11 protein-coding genes are annotated in these 22111 nt (G+C 54.5%); 3 read left to right on the forward strand and 8 right to left on the reverse strand.

What is annotated here, in order from left to right:
- Positions 1-4: 4 nt before the first annotated feature.
- Complete coding sequence (locus KP806_RS17975) at positions 5-1174, reverse strand: styrene monooxygenase/indole monooxygenase family protein (protein ID WP_224725105.1); 1170 nt, start codon at positions 1172-1174, stop codon at positions 5-7.
- A gap of 215 nt (positions 1175-1389) precedes the next feature.
- Between KP806_RS17975 and KP806_RS17980 the strand changes: the two genes are divergently transcribed.
- Positions 1390-1776, forward strand: coding sequence for a YmaF family protein (locus KP806_RS17980; RefSeq protein WP_224725106.1), 387 nt, complete (start codon positions 1390-1392; stop codon positions 1774-1776).
- Between the two features lie 83 nt (positions 1777-1859).
- Here KP806_RS17980 and KP806_RS17985 read toward each other — a convergent pair whose 3' ends face one another.
- The 7 genes from KP806_RS17985 to KP806_RS18015 all read right to left on the reverse strand — a co-directional run bounded on the left by KP806_RS17985 (position 1860) and on the right by KP806_RS18015 (position 18908).
- Positions 1860-2813: an ABC transporter substrate-binding protein gene (locus KP806_RS17985; RefSeq protein WP_224725107.1), complete on the reverse strand. Its 954-nt coding sequence runs from the start codon at positions 2811-2813 to the stop codon at positions 1860-1862.
- A gap of 306 nt (positions 2814-3119) precedes the next feature.
- The gene (locus KP806_RS17990) at positions 3120-4757 is read right to left on the reverse strand and encodes an AraC family transcriptional regulator (protein ID WP_224725108.1); all 1638 of its coding nucleotides are present in this window, start codon (positions 4755-4757) and stop codon (positions 3120-3122) included.
- Positions 4758-5442: 685 nt separating this feature from the next.
- On the reverse strand, positions 5443-8505 hold the full coding sequence (locus tag KP806_RS17995) for a glycoside hydrolase family 2 TIM barrel-domain containing protein (protein ID WP_224725109.1): 3063 nt from the start codon (positions 8503-8505) through the stop codon (positions 5443-5445).
- Between the two features lie 123 nt (positions 8506-8628).
- Positions 8629-15051 (reverse strand): immunoglobulin-like domain-containing protein, encoded by a 6423-nt coding sequence (locus KP806_RS18000; RefSeq protein ID WP_224725110.1) that lies wholly within the window; start codon positions 15049-15051, stop codon positions 8629-8631.
- A 188-nt stretch (positions 15052-15239) separates the two neighbouring features.
- A complete protein-coding gene (locus KP806_RS18005) occupies positions 15240-16817 on the reverse strand; it encodes an extracellular solute-binding protein (protein WP_263575762.1) in 1578 nt (525 codons plus the stop codon).
- A 70-nt stretch (positions 16818-16887) separates the two neighbouring features.
- Positions 16888-17781 carry a carbohydrate ABC transporter permease gene (locus tag KP806_RS18010; RefSeq protein ID WP_224725111.1) on the reverse strand — a complete coding sequence of 298 codons (894 nt, stop codon included), beginning with the start codon at positions 17779-17781 and terminating at the stop codon, positions 16888-16890.
- Positions 17782-17984: 203 nt separating this feature from the next.
- Complete coding sequence (locus KP806_RS18015; RefSeq protein WP_224725112.1) at positions 17985-18908, reverse strand: ABC transporter permease; 924 nt, start codon at positions 18906-18908, stop codon at positions 17985-17987.
- A 139-nt stretch (positions 18909-19047) separates the two neighbouring features.
- On the opposite strand from KP806_RS18015, the gene KP806_RS18020 reads away from it, so the two are divergent.
- Entirely contained in the window at positions 19048-19251 is a 204-nt protein-coding gene (locus KP806_RS18020) for a hypothetical protein (RefSeq protein ID WP_224725113.1), read from the forward strand.
- A gap of 322 nt (positions 19252-19573) precedes the next feature.
- Positions 19574-21817, forward strand: a complete 2244-nt coding sequence (locus KP806_RS18025; RefSeq protein WP_224725114.1) for an AraC family transcriptional regulator — start codon at positions 19574-19576, stop codon at positions 21815-21817.
- The last annotated feature ends 294 nt before the right edge of the window (positions 21818-22111 follow it).

Raw genomic sequence — 22111 nt, forward strand, 5'->3', positions numbered from 1 at the left:
GAATCTATGACTTGAAAAATACCTCATACGCCTTCGGAGGGTTCTCGAACCAATGAGCTACACGGTCGGCGGTCTGCTGATCTGCAGCTGCCTGCATAAGGACTTGTGCTACGTGATCGGGCAGAGGCCCCGTCATCGCATTGGTCCATTCCGTTACTGCCGTTATGTAAGGGCGGGTGCGGTTCCAATAATCGATTCCGACCATTTCATCCCACGGGGAATCCTTATGTGCGATAAGCGTCTCAAACAGCTGCTCCGCACAATAGGAAGCCGTATTGCAGCCTTGACCGGTAATCGGATCCGCAAGGAAAACACTGTCCCCGCATCCCAGCACTAACTTACCGCTTTGCACCAGATACGGCCGGCGAATAACCGGTGTAATCGCCGTCTGGAGATATGCCGCCTCGTCCGCAAAAGAGAACCGATCCGGATCGACGCGCCCATCAATTTCCGGAAAATAGCGCTGCACAACGCTCTTCATTTTTTCCGTGAACTCTTGAGCGGTTCGTACCCCTTTAAACACATCCAATATTCCCTCAGGCACCGCTTCTATAAATAAAATGGTGACCGGTCCCCGCTCCGTTAACGCGGGAATTTCAAACATTTCACCTGTACCGGGAAGCACCGTGATTGAAACTCCCTCGGGCTCTACCGGGGCTACCCCTTTAAAATAACCGACGATGCATTTGCGCTGCGGAGAATGGAATGGCGTCAGCTCGGCTTCCACCGGGAAGTCAACGAGCGGGCCAGTCTTTCCTGTGGCGTCGATCAACAGCTCATAAGCTTCAGACAAGGCCGGAATCTCGCTCCGCGATACGCGGGCTTTGTGCAAGCGTACACCTTGCTGCGCCAAATCTTCCAACGCCGCGGCGTAGGCCATCCGCTGATCGACAGACGATGCCGCGCCTGTCAGCCTCCCTACAAACAGCTTCTGCTGGCCCAAAGTGAAGTGGATCGTTTTAATTGGTGGGGCTGCATCCGCTGCCGGCATTTGAAATCGCTGCTCCCGGTCCAGCGCCGGACGAAAATGTACCTGTGTCGATTGAATTCTTCCGCGGCGAAGCTCTTCCGCTTCCTCGTAATGATGCAGCGTGACGTCAAAATCATTTTTCAAAGAATAGGCCAGCTGCAATCCCGCAGTACCGCCTCCGATAATTCCAATCCGTTTTTTCATAAAGTCATCTCCTCCTTTGTAGAGCTCCTCTAAGAATAACGAAATTGCCGCGGGGCAAAAAGGGAATAATTACCTATCCTTCGACGTTGGTTAAAGTGCCGTAAAAAGCCGTTTGAGGTTTATTTTTTTAACGGTGGGCATTGGCCGTTTCCTGTCTCATAAGTCTCCACATAGACTATCCAGTATTTGAATTGGCATTAGGAAAGGGGATTTAGATGAACATTCCGGTATCCGGATTCGTTATGTATTCTGAAGACGACGATGGCAATCATGCACATAAACTATATTTAACCCATTGGAACGGCAGGCAGGTCCATATCCATTCTTTTGCAGGGATGACTTCCGTTAACGACGGCCACTCCCATCATTACGTCAATTGGACGGCTCCCGCTCCTACCGGCGTGCCTCACGTACACAATTATTATACGGTGACCTCTGTAGATGATGGTCACACCCACCTCATTCAGGGAACGACCGGCCCTTCCATTCCTCTTCCAGGAGGGGGACATTACCATTTATTTGAAGGTTATACGACAGTAAACGGCAGACGTCCTCATTCCCATGCTTATAGCGGAAGAACGGGAGATGCCATAAATTCTTAATACCGGCCCTATATCAGTAAGCACAAAGAAAGAGACCCTGTGGTCTCTTTCTCGTCGTTTTATTCCTTTTCCGTTGATCGTCCCTACTCAGACAAAAGTGCCTCGCGGATAATATCCAGCGACTTCCATTTGATATGCGGATAATCGCTGATGATCCACTGCGGGACCTCGTACAATTTGCCGTTCTTAACGGCGCTGAGACCCTGCCACACCATCGTCTCCTGCAGCCCGCTCAGGTATTTCCTCGCATCCTTGTCGCCGTCTGCGGACGGTGTCCCTACCTCCATGAAAATGATGTCCGCATCAAAATCAGGCAGAGCTTCCGCCGAAATCGTTTCAATTTTCTTCACCTTGTCCAGTCCGGCCACCGGCTTCAGCCCCAGCTCTCCGAACAAGGTCTGCGACAACGCCTGCCCGGTTCCATGCACCCGAACCTCCTTGGGCATTACCCGAAGGTACAGGTAAGTAGTGTCCGGCCCTAAGCGGTCGGCGATCTCCTTGCCCAGCTCCGCCGCCTTCTTGTCAAACTCGGCCAGCCATGCCTCCGCCTCGGCCTCCCGGTTCAGGAATCGCCCCATCTCCCGCAAGCCTTCCTTCCAATCGTCCTGTTTGCCGGCTACGATCGTTGGCGCGATTTTCTCCAAATTTTCCAGCATATCCGTTGAACGGGCAATAATCAGATCCGGCCCGGCAGCCGCCAGCGCCTCCAGATTCACCTCGTCACCCAGCGGGATGACATCGGCGAGCTGCTCCCCGTCGATATAAGGCAAATCGGTTTTGCCCATATAAGTAGCCATCGCATACGGCTTGATCCCGAGCGCAAGCAACGTGTCCGCGAGCCGGTAATCCAGCACGGCAATTTTTTGCGGCTCGCCGGTAATCGTCGTTTTCCCTCCGTCGTGCTCAATGACGCGCTCGCCCGATTTCGCGGCTTCAGGCGACGCCTCCGTCTGAGGCGCTGCTTCGTCTGAGGCTTTAGGCGTTTGCCCGTTTGCCGAGCAAGCGGCTATTGCCAGTACGAGAAACAACAATAGCATAAGAGCTCCACCGCGTCTGAGCCATCGTGTTGGTCTGGTTGCATAAACGTTCATTTCCGTGTCCCCCAAAATCGTTAATAATGATAATCTTTATCAATAAAAGCAATTGTATAAGAAGGCATACAGAGAGTCCATGCCGGAATCCAAGATTTTTGATTTGGACTTTTCAAGCGTGGGCGGAAACCGCGGTGACCGAACCGTCGGACAAGCGTAAAAGGCTGATGCTGCGCACGAACCGTGAGCTGCATCACCTCTTTGCGCAGCCCGGTTCTGTGCCGTCCTTTGGAGGCTCGCCACCTCAGCCCCTCAGCTCATGCCGGTCAGCAGCCTGACCGCCGATTCCAGCTGCCGTTCAAGCGAGCTCGGCGCATAGACCATCCATTGATTCCAATCCAGAATCAAATAACGCTTCGTGCGCACCGCCGTATGCCGCCGCCACACAGGATCCTCGGCCAGCACCCGCTCCATCCGGGCTTTCTCGCCATCCGAACGGACCAGCAGCAGCAAAATATCCGCATCATAATCCGTCAGCTCCTCCGGCTCAAGCTTCAACCAGTTGAAGCCGGTGCCAGGCTCGTGCTTCTCCGTTTCCCGGCGGATCCGGTCGGGCATCTGCAGCTGCAGCGAGCGGTAAAAGACGTGGCCGACATTGCGCGTGCTGTACATCCGCAGGCCATTCTCCCTCAGCACGCAGATGGCAAGCACGGCGCCGCCCGCCTTCTGCCGGATCGCTTTGCGTCCCTGCTCCTCCTGCTGCCTGAAACGGTCCAGCCACAGCTGCGCGTTCAGCTTGCGGTCGACCATAAGCGCAATTTGCTTCAAATGCCCGAACACATCCATGTTCACCCACGGAATGGACAAAATCGGCGCGATATCCCCAATGTGCTCGCGAGCTTTTCTCAGCAGGTTATCCTTGCACAGGATCAGATCCGGGCGCAATGCCAGAAACGTGTCGCGGCCGGCCTCCCAGGCTTCGGAGCCGTGCATCGGGAGCCGGAGCTCCTCCGTATGAAAGTCAAAGCTTTCATGCAGCTGGGCGGCGCGGGGATGCACCCCGAGCGTGTAGAGATGGTCCGTGCACGGATAAGAAAGCGAAATGACGCTGGGGCTTGCCTGTTTGACATAAGCCGTCGGGGGAACTCCCGTGCTTTCCTTGAACCGGCGGCTAAAATAAAACTCATCGCGATAGCCGACGAACTGGGCGACCTCGCGCATGTTTTTGTCCGTGACCAGCAGCAGCTCCTTGGCCCGGTTGATCCGCAGCTCCGTCATATAAGCGCTTGGGGATTTGTGCATATGCCGCTTGAACTGCTGGGAGAAATAAACGGGATGCAGGCCGGCGATCTCCGCCAGCGCTTCCACCCGGATCTCCCGGTGGTAATGCTCTTGAATGTAGCGGAGCGCCTGCTGCAGCCACAGCTCCTGCGGCTCGCCGCTGCCCCCTGCCGTATCCGCGGGCTCGATCAGCTGGAGCAGCTCCATCACATACTGCTGCCGCTGCAGCCGCCGGATCGGCGCGGACATCTCCCGCTCCTGTCTCGTGAGCAGGACAAGCTGCTGCTTGATCCGGCTGTGCGGCCCGCCGCAGCTGCCTTCCGCGGCCCAATGCAGCTGGCGCTCATACAAGCGGCGCTGCTCGCTGCGCTCGACCGCCCGGTACAGGTCAAAGCGCACCATATACCATTTGACCGAAGCTCCTTGCTCCGGCTTGATGTGGTAGGCGGTGCCGGGATGCAGCAAATACAAGGCATGACGCGTGAGTGAGGCCGTCTGATTCCCGAAACGAAGCTCTCCACGCCCTTTGTCGCAATAAATCAGCATAAACGACGACAGCGGCGAGGCAGGCGCACATTCTTCACTGCCGTCCGCTTCCATCAGCGCCGCTTCATAAACCTCCGCTATCAGGCTGTCCCACGAATCGTTACTTTCAGCCGGCCCGCTCATCCCTCATTCCTCCTTTGCCCCTTTTTTGCTTGTTCAGATATCTACGTTCTACTCCGCGAGCTATCTACAATGCACTTTGTGCCTCAGAACGCCCTCGTCCATCTCCGACATCCTTGCTCCAATGTACTCTTTACATCAGAATCATGCCTAACCAGGCATTCTTTCCGCATTCTCCCGTAGTCTGATGTAAAATATGCATCGGAAGCCGCCGAGCCCAATCTGATTCCGGCTCCCTGCTGCAATAATGCAGTGGAAGCCGTCCGTCCCGTCTTCTACCTGCTTCCATATCTCCGATCCAAATGGCGATCAATAAACGCCCCGTATTCATAATCCAGATTACCATTCCGCCGATTGTCTTTCCAGTTGGACAAGCGGAAACGGCTTCGCCGTCCTCTGGCGGCGAAGCTTCGTTTCGCGGAGAATTCTAAGCCGATATAAGTGTGAACTTATAAATTCTTAGAATTGAAAAAAAGAAGAAGCGGCTCCGGGCATGCCTCCATGCCTCGAGCCGCTTCTCCCCTGCCGATGTCCCCTGCCGATGTCCCCTGCGATGTATCTTGCGGATATATCTTGCCTGTCACGCATGATCGTATTATATTCCCTTGCCCGTCACGCATGACAGGATGTCAGGATACTCTCCCTTACCGGTCATGACGGGACATTCACTCGCTTAAGAACAGTCCATCTATTTCTTTCCGCGAACACCGGACAAATAAAACTCAAACGCCATATCCGCATCGGACGGGATCCGGTATTCCGGATGCACCGGAGCGCCCCAGCTGTCGTCGCCGCCGACGCCCATCTGTCTGCCGGCCACGGTGACGACCGTGTAATGCACCTCCGGCAGCTCCCAGGCATGTGCGGCATGCTCCAGCTCAAACGCGGTATAAGGCGACAGGTTCATCTCGAGAGGCGCATCCGGCGCCGCGGCAATCTGCAGACCGCTGCCCCCGCTCTCCGTCAGGCTCACGCGGCGGACGCCGGTGCGGTTGCCCGACTCCTGCGGCACGAGGTACGGCGAAGGCAGATCCGCAACCTTCCTTTGGAACACGCCGAGACGTGCGCCGAATGCGCGGTCGATATAGTTCTCCTCGGGTCCCATCGCATACCATTCCGACGAGGCGTAATCGGCCGAAAGCTTAAACGATACCGCAAAAATCGGCAGCTCCGGCAAGCCCTGCGCCCCTTTGTATTCCGTAAGCACCCGGATCCGCCCGTCCGGATACACCGTGTACGTCATGCTGACGCCGATTCCGGCGTGGATGCTGAACGAGTAGTCGTAACGGACCGTCGCACTGCCCTCCGCCTCGTTCCGGCTGAGCTCCGCCGCCACGCAGCGGCGCGCCAGACTTGCCGCGTACCACGCACCTGCCTCATAACCAAGCGCAAAGCCCTTGTCGTTGTCCGTCGTTGCCCGCCAGAACAGCGGGGTCGGCGGCGCGGCGATCAGCTCGCGGCTGCCGTAGCGCAGCGACACCAAGGAACCCGCCTGCTTGGAGAATATCGCCGCAAAACCTTCGCCCGTCACGCCGATATTGACGTCTCCCTCGACGACCTTCACTTGTCCGGCGCATGCGTCAGCGTCCTCTCCGCTTGCCTCATCCTCAAGCCGGAACACATGCTGTCCGAAAGCAACCTCGAAGCCCGCTTCCGCCCACAGCTCGTCCGACTTCAGCACAAGCGCCGCATGCAGGCAATACTCGCCGCCTTTGCCTTCCAGATTCGGCAGCATAAACTTGACGAACCCTTCGCTCTGCGCCTGAACATCCACCTTCGTCAGCCAAGCAAACACCTCTTCGCCTTCGCGGTACAGCCTTGCCTGAAGCAGCAGCCGGTCCGTTCCCTCAAAGAGATTTCCGTTCACAATCCGTACCCCGTCTCGCTGCGGCACAAGCTTGATGTTCTGATAGAGGAACTTGACCTCCTGCATTTTCGGCGTAACCGTGCGGTCTGCGAACACAATGCCGTTGCCGCAGAAGCTGTAGTCCGTCGGACGGTCGTCAAAGTCGCCGCCGTAAGCCAAATATTCGCGGCCGACACGGTTTTGCTTCACGAGCGACTGATCGATATAATCCCAGATGAAGCCGCCCTGGTACATCGGATAACGATCCTCAAGCTCCGTGTACTTATGCAGCCCCCCGACCGAGTTGCCCATCGCATGCATATATTCGCAGCTGATGTACGGCTTCTCCGGGTTCGCCTGCAGGTATGCCTCAATATCCGCCGGCTTCGCGTACATCCGGCTTTCCATGTCGCTCGTCTCATTATAGTCGCGGTTGTGGAAAACACCCTCGTAATGGACCAGACGCCCCGGATCCGCCTTGCGGAAATAGTTCGACACGTTAAGGATCACCTCTCCCGCGTACGACTCGTTGCCGCACGACCAGATCAGGATGGACGGATGATTTTTATCCCGCTCCAGCATCGATACCGCCCGGTCCATAACGATCGGCTGCCATTCCGGCAGATTCCCGGGAACGTTCCAGGAAGGCTCGACCGCGCCCATCTTTTGCCACGAGCCATGCGATTCCAGATTCATCTCGTCGATCACGTACACGCCGTACTCGTCGCAAAGCTGGTACCACAGCGTCTGGTTCGGGTAATGCGAGGTCCGGACCGCGTTAATGTTGTTCCGCTTCAGCGTCGCAATGTCCCAAAGCATATCCTCTTTCGTGATCGTACGTCCGCTGCGGCAGTTGAACTCATGACGGTTAACGCCCTTAAATACGATCCGCTTGCCGTTTAAGCACATTAATTTGTTTTTCATTTCGAAGCGGCGGAAACCTATCTTCTGCACGATCGCCTCAACCAGCTCGCCGTCACCGTTCATGATTGAGATGTACGCCTTGTACAAATACGGGAGCTCCGCGCTCCAAAGCTTGACCGCTCCCGCCGAAGCGCTCATGCGTAATGTCCCGTCCTGGAACCTGCCGCTCTCCATCATCACCGTCCGCCCCGAAGCATCCTTCAGCTCAAGCCGTGCGAAGGCACCCGGGTGCTCCTGCTGCAGCAGCTCCAAATCGACCGTCAGCGTTCCCTTCGAATACGAATCGTCGAGATCGGCCCGCACCCGCAAATCCCTTACATGAAGGTCCGGCACCGTATACAGATACACATCGCGAAAAATACCCGAGAACCGCCAAAAATCCTGATCCTCCAGCCAGCTTCCGGTGCTCCGCTGATACACCTCGACGGCCAGCTTGTTCTCCCCTTCGCGGATAAATGGCGTCAGCTCAAATTCGGAAGGCGTAAAGCTATCCTCCGCATAACCGACGAACTCACCGTTCAGCCATACATAGAAGGCCGACTCCACTCCCTGGAACGAAATGTAGACAGGCTTCCCCTGCATCAGCTCCGGCAGCTCGAAGTGCTTCACATAGCTGCCGACGGGATTATCCTGCGGCAGATGCGGCGGCCGGACCGGATCCAGTCCGTCCCACGGATACATTGTGTTCACATACTGCGGCGCGCCGAAGCCCTGCAGCTGAATATGGCCCGGCACCTGAATGTCCGCCCAACCGCTGCAATCATAATTTATGTCATAAAATAACGCTTCACGTTCCTCCGAGGTCCCCGCATAGCTAAACTTCCAGCTGCCGTTCAGCTCCTGCCGCAGCTCCATAGGAGCTCCGGCCTCGGCCTCCTCCATCGTCCGGTAATACCGGTGGTCCGAATGGGCGTCCAGCCTGTTCACCCTAAATACGCTTACGTCGCTTAACCAAGCCAGCTCCGGCTTCTTTGCTTCCATTCTCTTCTCCTCCATGCCAATCATATCTCTGTAAATATGAAGCTTATAATTTTTATCGTTAAACAAAGCTCAGCGACCGCTCCCCATCAAATGACGGAAAGCGATCGCTGCTTTTCAAGCATGTTATTTCGCTACCTTCACTTCTGCCGAGCCTAACGTTTCATGACCTGCCAAGTCGGTAACGGAATAAGTGATCGTATACACTCTTCCGTTTCCTGTGCCGGAGCGCTCTGCCCGGAGCAAAAAGTCGACATCGTCCGTACCTGACTCGGCTTCCTGAATATCGCCCGTTGTGTTGCCGTCGTCCTCTCCATCGTCCGGTTCATTGCTGGTGATGGACACAAGCTTGATCCCAGCCACGCCGGAACCGCCGTCTTCCGCCGATACCGACATATGAACCGGAATCATTTTGTGATTCGGCGTTCCGAGTACGGTTTTGCTTGGACTAAGCTTCAACACCGGTTTCGTCTTGTCGATGTTCACCGTAAAGGTTTTGACCGCTTCGACATTGCCGGCCAAATCCGTGCTCCGGAACTCGATCACCGATTTTCCTTCGTCCGAGATAATGAACGGCCCGTCATAAACCTTCCATTGGCCGCCATTCAACCGGTACTCCGTCAGCTTTACGCCTGCGCCGTCATCTGCCGCATTCAGCGTCAGCGTCACATCGGATTTGTACCATCCGCTGCCGTTTTCCGGATGCTCGGAGGCCGCTGCGGCCGTCGTAACCGGTGCCGTTTTATCCAGCGGCGTCCCGAACACCTTCACCTCGCCCAGCTGAGGAGTGTACCAGTTCGTCGGATTGTTGTGCAGCTTCGCATCGATCAGCTGGACCCGAACGTATCTGGCCTCTCCGGTCAGCTTGTCCGTTGTGAAGCCGTAATCCAGGTTGTCCGTACGGTCCAAAGCCGTCGTAAAGCTGACTCCGTCCGTGCTCGTTTCGATTTTGTACTTCGGATAACCTTCCGAGCCCTTATGCAGATACCAGGAAATCTGGATATTGCTCAGGTTATAGACATCTCCAAGATCAACGGTCCACCACTTCGGCCAAGTCGCATTAGCGGACACCCAGTTTGTATAGTAATCCCCGTCGTTCACTTTGGAGGCTTTGCCGTTGTCCAGCCAATCCTGCGCGTAAGCAGGTTTTCCTTCGGACAAAAGCAGCCCGTCCTGCACCGGAACGACAACTCCCGTCTCTCTGTTAAAGAGAACTTTATTGTAGTAATCGTAGGAAGCATAACCGTTGTTAAAAGCAATCGGCAGCCAGCGCTGCGTCGAGCCCGTTGCGCCGCTCGCCCACCCGTGCAGCCATCGGTTCGCATGCATCATGGAGGAGGTTGTTTCCGTGCCTTCGATCGTCCATACTCCGCCCGACTGCGCGGAGAAGGTCGAGGTGCTGCCGATCGGACGCAGCTCCGACCACGGTCCTTCCACCGACGGAGCGGAGGAATACATCGCCTTGCTCGGATACCAGCCGGCCGCTTCCGAAGTGAACAGGTAGTAGTAGCCGTCCTTCACGATCATGCTCGGCGCCTCGCGGTGCTGGCCTTCATGGATTTTGGCCACTTGCCTTACGACGTCGGTATATTCGGCGTTAAGCTCGTACATGAACAAATCGCTGTTCGTATTGCCCGCCGAAATCATATACGCTTTGCCGTCCGTGTCTTTAAAGAACGTAATGTCCCTTGAATCGTTGCCTTCCGGCCTAAAGCTGCCGTTGAAGGTTAACGCCTCGCCCGGATCTCCCGACATCGAAGCCGCTCTTCCGAGCGAGTAGTCCTTGTTGTTCTCATAGTGCATCCACGCTACGACATTACCCGTTGCTTCGTTGTAGGTAAAATACAGCCCTTCGAATTTGCAGGCAGCCAGATCCGGATGCGAGGTGCGGTCCAGAACGACCTTTTTCTCCGACCATGTCTTTCCGTCCTGCGACGTTTGAACGTTGATCTGCTTAAAGCCGTTCGCATCGCTCTCGTATTGATAATAGTAATAAGTCGAGCCCGCTTTCAGTGTAGGGAAAATCCGGGCGTTTCCTTCTTCATCCAGCCAGTTCATCTTAACCGTATTGTCGTACAGCTCAAGATTGCCCGGCACGGCAAAGGTTTTAGCGGCAGCCGTTACCGAAATTTCGGATTCCCCGCCCGGATGCACGGCCTTCACTTTGTAATAATAGGTTTGATTAACCTTCAAGCCGTGATCGGCAAATTCGTTTGCTCTGCCGTTGTATACCTCGGCATACGTTCCGTTTTCCTCCGTCGAACGGTACAGGATGTAGCCCGCTGCATTCGGAACGCCATTCCACTTCACGTTCACGTTAGTCGCCTCTTTGGCGCCCACGGACGTGACGAACGGCATCGCCGTAATGCCCTGCGGCGTATCCAGCTTCATATCCGACGAATAAATTTTCACCTCATGAAGACCCGTATACCAGGTTACCGGACGGTCCGCATTGTTCGTATGGCCGAATTGGCCGAGAATCGTCACACGGACGTAACGGTATTTGTCCTTCAGCTTATGGCTGTTGAAGGAAGTCGTACGGTTGGCGCTCTGATCGATTAACAGATCATAGTTTTTATCGTCGTTGCTGCCTTCGATTTTGTACGTAACGTACACTTCCGAGCCGTTCCATTCCCGCCAGCTCAGATCGATGCGGCTCAAATCGTATTCGCGGCCCAAGTCAACCCGCCATGTAACCGGGAAGGTGCCGCCAAATTCGTAATAATTCAAATAATTGCCGTCGTTAGCCGCCGCCGGATTCGTTCCCGCGCTTGCGGCAACCGGCTTGCCTTCCGATACGAGCAAATCCTTCGACGTTTCGAAACGGCCCGTCTGCGCATTCAAGTCCCAGTCGCCTGCATAGCTAATTTCCGCAACGCCGTTGTCCAATTGCAGCGGAAGCCAAATGTACTGCGAGTTCATAAGCGCAGTCGGATTCCAGCGGTCGCCCACATAGACGTAAGATGTCTTTTCCGTTCCATACACGCTCAAAATAAAGGAAGATTGCGTATAGTAGGTAGCCGGGTCGCCGAACAGCTTCAGCTCCGACCATTTGCTCTTATCCGTCAGGGACGTTGTCGTCGCATAGTTTCCTTGGTTCGGATACCAGCCGGACAAGCCCGAGGTGAACATGTAATAGATGCCGTCCTTCTTCACGATGGCCGGCGATTCCCGCTTGCCGCCCGGGAACAGGGTGTACAGGAATTTTTCCGTGTACAGATAATCGTCGGTAAGCTTAAAAACATTCATATCCGCGTTGTTGTTGGAAGAAGAGAACAGATACGCGGAGCCGTCGTCATCCTGGAACACGGTAAAGTCGCGCGACTGCATGCCGCCCGGCTGGAACCGGTACAGGTATTCGTAGTCGCCGTCGACCGTGTCGGACACCGCTACGACGACATTGGCCTGGTTGTAGTTGCCCGCTTCCTCCCAATGTCCCCAAAGCACGTATTTGCTTGTTTTTTTGTTATAAACGACCTTCGGACGCTCGATCTTCGCCGATGCCAGCTCCGGATGCGAAGCCGTCGTCAGAACCGTATTGCGGAACTCCCACGTCTTCAAGTCTTTGGAAGCATAGACGGAAACGCCGTTCAGCACCGCCGAATTATGCCCTTTGTCTTCGCCGAACCAGTAGTACGTGTCCTCAACCTTGATGATATGGCCGCCGTGAGCCTGAATCATGCCGCCCTCGTCGTCAAACCAGAACTCTCCGTTGCGGATCAGATTCGGGTCGCTGCTGCGGTCCTCCACTTTCACCGTCGCCTGGATGACCGTATTCGTTCCTTTGATGGTGCCGTCCGCCTTAAAGGTTCCGGCAGCCGCATAATCCGCAGGATCGACTTCAGCCCATTCCACTGCCACGGTGGTGTACAAATTGTTCGTGTAGTCTACCTTCACCAGCTCAGGCAATCTAGGTTCAAAGCCTTTGCCCGTATAGACGGTGAGCGGATTCAGCGTTCTTGGCGTCGAAAGCCCGTGGACCAGACGGCTCCATTCCGCCTCGTTAATCCGCTTGAAGCTGCCCGCAAGCGCTCCCGACGGAAGCGTGAAGAAGCTTGCCGCCTCCTGCGTCCATGCGCCTTCCGTATCCTTCGTGGAGGATAGCGACCACGAGCCGTTCGTGAAGGTGTATTTGTACCATTTGTCCTCCGAATTCAGCTTGAAGGTATCGCTGCCCTCGATGGCTGTCACCAGCTCCGGACTTACGCCCAGCTCCGTCCAGTTTCTGCCGTTGCGGCTGACCGCATAATGAAGCTTTTCGGCGCCGTCCGCCATTTTGTTATAAGCGAACAGGTAAGCGGAGAACTCGTCCTGCTCCAAAATCGTCACATCAAACACTTTCGTACCGGTCGCGCTGCCCCGCTTAATCGAAGCTGTCAGCTTAACCTGCAAATCGCCTTGGCCGATCGCCGGCCTTCTTACCATGCCGTCCGGCCGCAAATACGTCTCATGGTCGGATTTCCAGCTGATTTCCGTGCCGTTGGCTCCGGTTTGAGGCAAAGTCAGCTTGGCGGTCACCTGATTCGTCTTCCCGATCGTCAGGACCGATTGATCGACCGCCACCGCATCGGCATCGGAGAGCTCTGCCAGCACGGTCAGGTTGAATGTTTTCGTCAAAGTGACGTTGCCGCGCTTGATCGTGGCCGTAAGCACGACAGCCGCATTTTCCTCGCCGAACGCCGGACGGGTTACTTTGCCCGTACCGTCGACGAATTCCGGTTTATCGGACTGCCAAAAAATGCTCGAGCCGTTCGCTCCCTGTACCGGAAGCGTCAAATGGCTCATCACCTTGCTCAGATCGCCCGGAAGCGTCAGCGCAGCCTGATCCGCAGCCGCTTTCCCGGCATCCTCCGTCTGCGTGAACAAAGCGATCTCCGCAGGGCCGAGAGCGCGGTTGAACACGTAGAAATCGTCGATTTTACCGTCCAGATAAGGATCCGCGCTGAACATTGACCGGCCGATATAGTTCAGGGTCGTATTTCCGAGATCCTTCGGCTTCAGCGTAATGCCTGCATTGCGCGCAACCTCCACCCCATCGACGTACAGAATAGCTGTGTTGCCTGAGAGCGTCATGGCGTAATGAACCCATTTGTTCGCCGCCTGCTGGGCCGGGCTTTTTCCGACGATTTGCTCGGCTCCGCCGTTTTTGAGGACGAAACGCGATTCTCCGCCGTTCGTCGCCGTTGTGAAGAACATGTAATTGTTCGTGCCCAGTCCGATATCGAAGACGCGAGCCCACTGCTTCAGCGTATCCTGCTTCACCCAGGTCGCAATCGTCATATCGTTCAGATCCTTGACGATACCGGCCGGGAGCGTCACATGGCCGTTCGTGCCGTTCAAATCGACGGCTCCGCCCGTTCTGCCCGCTGTCCACGATGCTCCTCCAGCCAGTGTGGCTTTGCCCGTATTGCTGCTTCCGTTAACGGGAGCCGCTTGCGTGCCGGAGGTTTCGTCGAAGGAATACGCCGCCACAATACCCGGCAGCTTGTCCGGCGATTCCGGCAGCACCAGCACGGTCGTTACGCTGATCGTCTCCGCCTTCACTTCATACTTATTGATCTCGGCGGCAACCTGGTAGTAGTAAGTGACGCCTGAGGCGAGACCGGTGTCGACAAACGATGTTTCCGTTCCGCTGTAAACCGCCGCGAAGCCCGAGGTCGGGCTAGTGGAACGATATACGCGGTAGGTCGCCCCTTCCAGCTCGCTCTCCCAGCCGATCGTCGCAGCCGTTGCCGTTACGTTCGACGCCTGTACGGCGCCCGGCGCGGACGGCTTCGGATCCGGAATGTTCCACACTTGCACGTCGTCCAGCGCGGACGGCTCCCATCTCGAGCGGAAGCCCGGCTTGCCTGTCGGCAGCGCCGTGTCCGTTACGTCGAAATAGAGCGCATCGTCCACATAAGCCTTAATCGAGCTGCCTTCGACGACGAACCGCATCTTGTACCATTTGTTCGCTTCGACAGGATAACCGACCTCCTTCAAGGTCGTGCTGGTTCCATTCACCTTTTTGGAAATGACAAACTTCTTGTCCTTCGGCTGAGGCTGGAATAAGTAGTAGTTGTTCGCATCCTTATAACGGACATAAATGCCGGGATAAGCGCCTGCTCCAAGCGCCTTTACTTTCGCTTCGTAAACATAATCGTCGCCGGTTTCCGCCGCTATGGTTGCCAGCGCTTCGTCGCCGGCGTTAACATACAGCATCTTGTTGCCTGCAGCTGCGGAATCGTCGGCATTTTTAATAATGCTGCTGTTATTAAGCGTCCAGCCCTCCAGATTGCCGTCCTGAAAATCATCCTCGAACAGCGGTCCGGCCGCCGCTTCCGCTAATGCCTGGGACTGCTCCGCAGGCTGCTCTTCTGCAGATTGCTCCGCTTGCTGCTCTGCTGCCTGCTGTTCCGCTTCAAGCTGTCCTTCCGGCGCGTGCCCGCCGGCCTGCTCCTCCTGCTGGACCTCGGCTTCCTCGGCCGACGCCGCATACGCAGGCATTGTGCCCGGCAGCGCGATCATCAGCGCCAGCATCACTTTCGATAATGCAGGAATGGATTTCATGAAGTCATTTCCTCCCGTTCAGAGAAATTAAGCGCTTTCACGCTTGCTCGATTATCATTATAACAATGGCGTAACCGACGCTTTACCGTTATATTGACAACCTTTGCTTCTATTTTGACCTCTTATTCTCAAGCAAGGCTGTCTCATCAGTATTAAAAACCACTTCTGAGACAGCCCTGATCATGAACCTATTTTATTCCTTGCTCCTGAACGTAAGCGAGCCATTGCTTCGTATATTCCGCCTGGATTTTCTCGAGGCCGGCTTGCTTCGCTTTTTCCATGAAGGTGTTCAAGCCTGCGTCAACGTCCTTCACGAGACCTGCGTTAAGCGGGAACAGGTACTGCTTCTCCACCTGCTCAAGCGCCGCTCTTTCCGCTTGGTAGGACGTGTAGTCTTCCGCGAAGCCTGTGAATTTGTCAGGCACCTGGATTTTGTCCAGCTCGTCGAAAATCGCTTTTACGCCGTCGTAGTTTTTATCGAATAACATAAATTCAGGGTTGCGCCATGCCCAGCCGTTCATGCCCTCGCGAGGGAAGCCGTTGGACGTGGAATCGCCGATCATCGTGTAGTAGCCGTCTTTCACTTCATAGTTTTTGCCTTCCACGCCGTATTGGGTCAGCAGGTTGTAACGTTTGTCGGTTACCATTTTTTCGTAGAACGCCAAAGCGCGTTCTGCGTTTTTGCTGCTCGCCGGAATTGCGAAGCCATTGTGGATCGGGTGAACCGGCGTTGCGATGCCGTTCGTTTTCGGATACGGATAATAGCCAAGCTCCCAGTCCGGGTGCGTCGATTGAATTTTAATTACCATGTCATTGAAACGGGTAGGGTTGTCGCCGAGAATCGCAGCAGCCTTTCCGCTTGTTACCTGGTCCTGCAATGTGTCCTTAACAGCCAGCACGTTTTTCACCATGTAGCCGTTATCCTGCCAGCGCTTCAGCGTGACAAGGTCGCTCTTCTGATCTTCGGAGCCCCAGTACGAGCTCACTTCGCCCGGCGAATCGTATTTCACATCGATGCCGTAAGGAAGCGCGCCGACCGGAGAATGCGAGATCGCTTTGAAGCGGTCCATCAGGTTCGTTTTTACGTCGGAGTTCATCGACAGCGGCGTCATGGTCGGCTCGTTTTTCTTGATGCCGTCCATATATTGCTCGAAAGTCGCGATATCTACCGGAGTAGGCAGATTGTATTTCTTGCGAAGGTCTTCGCGCCATACGAAACCGTCGGTTACGTATTCCTTGTACGTAGCTGGAACCGTGTAAATTTTGCCGTCGATTTTGACCGCTTCCCACATATCCTTAGGCACAAACTCGTTCAAAGCCGGCGCGGCTTTCGGAAGCAGCTCGTCGAGCGGCTGGAATGCGCCTTTTTTCGCGTACGATTGGTATTGCGTCCATTCCGCCGTGAAGATCAGGTCGACCTGCTGGCCGGAGCCGAGCAGAAGCTTGTACTTTTGATCCCAATCCGTCCACGAAGTGTAGTTGAATTTAACGGTTGCGTTCAAATCCTCTTTCGCCATCTTGTTAATTTCGTCCTGGATGGACGCGAGGTCCTTCGGAGCGTCGCCCAGCATGTAGAACTGAAGCTCTACCGCTTTCGAAGTGTCGATGCCCGTTGCCGCACCCGCTCCCTCATTCGTGCCGCTATTGGCAGGCGCATTCGTTGCACCGCCGGTATTGCCGCCGTTCGAGGAGCAAGCGGCCAGCGCGGATACTAGCATGGCGGTCGTTAATAGTGCCGATACTGTTTTTCCTGCTTTCTTAAACATATGAATCCTCCCTTTTTATGATCAACCCATCTATGTTAGCTAAACGCGGACTCTTATCCCCTGTTTAGTTCTAACCTTTAACCGCGCCAATCGTCAATCCTTTTACAAAATAACGCTGAACGAACGGGTACAGGAACAGAATCGGACCCGTTACGATAATGGACATCGCCATCTTCGTCGATTCGGTCGGCATGTCGCTGCCCAGCGATACGCCGGTGCCCGCGCCCATCTGCGCGACGAAGCTCATCGCATTGATGACGTTGTACAAGTAGTATTGCAGCTGGTACTTGCTCGTGTCGTTGATGAACAGCGAGGAGGTGAACCAGTCGTTCCAGTAATGCAGCGCCAGAAACAGGCCAACCGTTGCGATGCCGGGCATCGACAGCTGAAGCACGATCCGGCTGTAAATGGTGAAATCGTTCGCTCCGTCGATTTTCGCGGATTCGATGACCTCATCGGGAACCGCCGAGCGAATGAAGTTTTTCATCAGGATAATAAGAAATGGCGTCATAAGACCCGGGAAAATCAATACCGTCATCGTATCGGTCAGCTTCAGGTACTTGGTCATCAGGATGTACCACGGCACAAGACCGCCGCCGAACAGCGTCGTGAAATAGATCATGAAGGAGAAGAAATTCCGGTATTTAAAATCCTTCCGCTGCAGCACGTAGCCGGCCATCGTCATCAGGAACAAGCCGAGTGTCGTGCCGATCACCGTCGTCAGCGTCGTCACGCCGTAAGCCTGCAGCACCTGCTTCGGAAAGCGGAACACCGTTGCGTAGCCTTCCAGCGAGAAAACGGTCGGGATCAAATTGTAGCCGTCCCGGATAATCGCCTCATTCTGCGTCAGCGACGCGGAGATGATGAGCAGAAACGGAAACAGGCAAGCTACTGTCGAGACCAAAATGACGACAAAGGCAATCAGCCTGAACCACTTCATATAGTTATCGTCTTTAATTTTCATGTGGACCTCCTTGGATTGCTTAGCTTTGACTTCTACCTACAGGGTAAGACCTGGCGGAGCGGGCCATTTGAATCTGGAAAAGCGAAGCGGTCGCTTTTGAAAACCCATTCTTCACCTATTAAGGTCTAAGGAAATCAGAAGAATGGGGTTTCAACGCGATTGGAAGATCAAATGGCACGCGCAGCGGCCTGTCTCCCCGTCTCCTAGAACAAAGCGTACTCGTCGTTGATTTTCTTAATGATGTAGTTAACCGTCATAATCAGCACGAAGCCAAACAGCGACTGGTAAAGGCCTGCAGCCGTCGACATGCCGATATCGAAGGTTACCTTCAAGGAACGGTACACATACGTATCGAGAATGTCCGTTGTGTTGTAGAGCATGCCGTTGTTGCCGACCAGCTGGTAGAACAAATCGAACTGCCCTTTCATGATGCTGCCGAGTGCGAACAGAAGGAGCATGACGAACGTCGTTTTCAGCATCGGCACCGTAATGTACCAGATCCGCTGAAAAATGTTCGCTCCGTCGATTTTCGCCGCTTCGTAATATTCTTCGCTGATGCCGGTAATGGTAGCCAGGTAGATAACCATGCTGTAGCCGAGATTTTTCCAAAGATAAAAGATAATAATAAGGAAGATCCAGATCCAAGGCGTATTGTACACGTCCACCGGCTCCGCTCCGAGCTTCTCGAGCAAGGTGTTCAGAAACCCGCTTTCGTAGTTGAACACGTTGTAGACGATAACGCTCAGAATAACGAAGGAAACAAAGTACGGCAGAAACATAATGGATTGCGTCAGCTTCTTGAACCATTGCGTCTTCAGCTCGCTCAGCAGAATCGCCAGCGCGATCGCCAGCACGTTGCCGAGCAGGATGAACACCGCATTATATCCGATCGTATTTAAAGTCAGCTTCACCAGGACGCCCGATTTCCATAAAAACTTGAAATTTTCAAGGCCGACGAACTGGCTGTTGAACAGGCTCGTATTGAAGTCGAACCGCGTGAACGCGTAATAGACGCCCACCATCGGGGTATACGAGTTAATAATGAAGAATAAGAGCGTGGGCAGCAGCATGAGAAACAGCAGCCGGTTCGTCACGAGCTCTTTCCATAATCCGTTCTTTCTTTGCATGCAGATGATTTCTCCCTTCGAAGCTTTCTTGTCTGTCTGTCGGTTCGGTACCGCTTGATCTGTTTTCAGTGTAGGGGAGCCCCGTTCCGGGCGGTAGAGTAAGAATACAAGGTCTGTGAACGAAATGGCGAAGACGGCAATGAACGATTCATACTTTTATGCAGTAATCGGTACATGGAACCGGAATCATGCCAAAAAAAGAAACCGCCAGCCGCCGGATTCCCGTGAATCGGCGTTGCGGTTTGTCTGTCTGGCGGGCGAACCGGAGCGCCGCTCTTTTGCGGAATCGGCTTGTCCGAATGCGCGGCGGCAGCCGGAGGAAGCCGATTTTTTGCCCGTATGACGGGCTTTTCGCCAATAAGTTCACTATGGTTTATTTTGTTCACTTTATAAAAACACTTCAATGCAGTATTCTTCAACTTATTCATTGCTACATTTTTCACGCCCATTTATAATGTACAAATGTGATCGGGCAAGCGTAAACGGCTTGGCGCCGTCCTCTGGCGGTAAAAGCTCGTTTCGCGATGAAATAGAAGTCATTTTTATGTCAATCCTATAAACTCTTATATTTCGAGCGTAAACGGCTGTCGCATTGGACAGCGCTTACTTTCGAATTCACCGGATCTGCACAATCGGGTTTTTCATTTCAAAAAGGGGGAGCTGCAATGCCAGCCAGTCGCACAGTCAACAACGGAAAACTTTACAGCAGGCTGCTATTCACCATCACCCTGTGCATCGTGCTTACGCTTTTTGTATCGTCTTTATTTTATTTTTTCACTTATTCCCGGATCGATCTCAAAAAAGCTTACCAGTCGGACCTCCGCAACTTGACGCAGACGAGCAAAGAAGTCATCAGTATGACCGAAAGCGCGCAATCCGTGTCCTTTCAAATTTACCGGACGTTTACGATCTCCAAGCTCATGTTCTATACCGAACCCAACATTTACGATGTGACCGCCGCGATGAACGAGCTGAACAACTATTTGAATTCGATGCCGTTCATTGAATCGATTTATGTATACAATTCCAAAAACGATCTGTTTTACACGGCCAGCCGTCAAGGACAAGGCGGAACGCTGAACAGAGCCGAGCTAGCCGATAAAGGCATCCTGGACATTCTGGAAAACTTTCAGCAGTACAAGCCGTTCACGCCGATTCCGCGCACCTACTTGATCGACCAGCTGTCCGGCGAGGAGAAAACGAAGGCCTATACTTATCTGGGTTATGACGCCATCGGCAAAAACCAGACGATCAATTCCGCCGTTATCATCAACGTCTCGGCCGCCTGGATTAACAAAGATATCGGCGTGAGCAGCAGCGATGCAGCCGGCAAATCGTACATTTTGGACAATCAGGACCGTCTGCTCTCAGGCGATACGCTGGAGGCGAAGACGCTTGGCGTCGAAGACAGCACTTTGCTGACGGACCGGATCAAGAACCAGCCGTCCGGATATATCGTGGCGGATTTCGAAGGAAGAAAGTCTTTGATCAGCTTCACCTCCCCCGACTCCCTGGAGTGGCAGTATGTCCGCATCACGCCTTACGACAAGGTGACGGCAGCCGTTTCCTCAATCCGGAATATGACGCTTCTGATCGCGGCTTCCATCATGATTGCCGGACTGTTCATCTCCTGGCTGCTGTCGCGGATGCTGTACAAGCCGATCCATCAGATTGTGGACAAAATGAACATGTTGGAAAGCGAGAAAAGGAACAGCTCCTATACGATCCGCCAAAACACGCTGCGCAGCCTTATTCAGGGCACCAAAGCGCTGCAGACGGATGAGCAGGTTCATAAGCTCGCCCAGAGCGGCATTACGTTTACCTTCGGAGCCGGATACCGTGTCGTCATGATCAAAATCGACCGCTTCGCCGAGCTGAAGGAGACACGTGGCGCCGACATCCCCGTCTATAAATTCGCGATTATGAATATTAGCGGCGAAATCGGCCTCGAGCATTACCGGGTGGAAACCGTCGACATGGAGGACGACTGCATCGTCATGCTGCTGGGGCGGCTTGAAGGAACGCCGGCGGACGATGACGAGCTGCTGCGCTCGGTGCTGGGCCAAATCCGGCAGTCGACGATGGATTTCCTGAAAATCGGCATCTCCGTCACTTACAGCACGGAAAGCGACCAGCCGCAGCAGCTGCCGGCCCTCTACAAGATGGTTCACGAGGCCTCTTTGCACCGGTTGTTTTTGGGCCTCGGCTGCCTCATCAACGCCCAGGACATTATGGATCTAAAATCGAAGGAATACGTCTTTCCGGTCGATAAGGAGCGCAAGCTGACGGACGCTCTCATGACGTCCAAGACGGACGAAGCGAAGCGGCTGTTCGCGGAAATCGTACACGAGACGGCCGGGTATCCGATCCAGGTCGTGCAGCTGGCCATTTCCCATTTGACGATGTCGGTCAACAGCATTCTATTTACGATTCAGAAAAACAACAATCTCGACGTCGAAGCAGGCATCGGCGTTCCGATTCCGGCTCCCGACAAGTTCGAGACGATCGGCGAGCTGAAGGACGTGTTCTTCTCGTTATTCGAGGACATACAGGCGAAGCTGTCCATGAAGCGCAATAACAAGCAGGAAGAGCTGGTCCGCAAAATCAACGAGCTGGTCGACAAGGAGTATGCGAACCCGAGCTTCGGTCTGAACTGGATTGCGGATGAGCTCGGCATGTCCTCCATCTATGTAAGCCGGATCTACAAACAGCAGACGTTAAACGCGATCGTTGACGTCATTAACAATGTCCGCCTGGAGCGCGCAAAGGAGCAATTGGAGCAAACCGATCTGTCGGTCATCGATATCGCGCTCAAATGCGGCTACACCAGCAGCTCCTATTTCCACCGGATGTTCAAGAAGAGCTTCGGCGTTACTCCGACCGACTACCGCAAGGTGAAGGCTCAGTAGGCAGGGCATATGCGATTGCTTCGGGGAAAGCCGGTCATTCCGGACTGCGGCCATTGTACGTCCAACTGCTGCGACATCGACATTGTGTGCCCGCACCGATATCGGCCCGGCCCTGGGCTAGGTCTGGTGCATCCGTGCAGAATGGCCCCTGCCCCCGCCCCTGTACCGGATTGGGTGCATCCGTACAAAGGTAACTGGGTTTGATGCTGTTATTTCGAGCGATTGGGGCTGCTGCGGCGAAATAGCTGGATGACGCCTGCCCTGGCCCCCGGATCGGGTGCATCGGTGCAGAAG

Origin of the sequence: Paenibacillus vietnamensis, assembly GCF_020169515.1 — a bacterium.
GTDB classification, from domain to species: domain Bacteria; phylum Bacillota; class Bacilli; order Paenibacillales; family Paenibacillaceae; genus Pristimantibacillus; species Pristimantibacillus vietnamensis.

What these genes read in the sequence shown, in the direction of transcription:
- KP806_RS17975 (WP_224725105.1), bottom strand. Translation starts at nt 1,174, where the DNA reads ATGAAAAAACGGATTGGAATTATCGGAGGCGGTACTGCGGGATTGCAG.
- KP806_RS17980 (WP_224725106.1), top strand. Translation starts at nt 1,390, where the DNA reads ATGAACATTCCGGTATCCGGATTCGTTATGTATTCTGAAGACGACGAT.
- KP806_RS17985 (WP_224725107.1), bottom strand. Translation starts at nt 2,813, where the DNA reads ATGCTATTGTTGTTTCTCGTACTGGCAATAGCCGCTTGCTCGGCAAAC.
- KP806_RS17990 (WP_224725108.1), bottom strand. Translation starts at nt 4,757, where the DNA reads ATGAGCGGGCCGGCTGAAAGTAACGATTCGTGGGACAGCCTGATAGCG.
- KP806_RS17995 (WP_224725109.1), bottom strand. Translation starts at nt 8,505, where the DNA reads ATGGAAGCAAAGAAGCCGGAGCTGGCTTGGTTAAGCGACGTAAGCGTA.
- KP806_RS18000 (WP_224725110.1), bottom strand. Translation starts at nt 15,051, where the DNA reads ATGAAATCCATTCCTGCATTATCGAAAGTGATGCTGGCGCTGATGATC.
- KP806_RS18005 (WP_263575762.1), bottom strand. Translation starts at nt 16,817, where the DNA reads ATGTTTAAGAAAGCAGGAAAAACAGTATCGGCACTATTAACGACCGCC.
- KP806_RS18010 (WP_224725111.1), bottom strand. Translation starts at nt 17,781, where the DNA reads ATGAAAATTAAAGACGATAACTATATGAAGTGGTTCAGGCTGATTGCC.
- KP806_RS18015 (WP_224725112.1), bottom strand. Translation starts at nt 18,908, where the DNA reads ATGCAAAGAAAGAACGGATTATGGAAAGAGCTCGTGACGAACCGGCTG.
- KP806_RS18020 (WP_224725113.1), top strand. Translation starts at nt 19,048, where the DNA reads ATGAACGATTCATACTTTTATGCAGTAATCGGTACATGGAACCGGAAT.
- KP806_RS18025 (WP_224725114.1), top strand. Translation starts at nt 19,574, where the DNA reads ATGCCAGCCAGTCGCACAGTCAACAACGGAAAACTTTACAGCAGGCTG.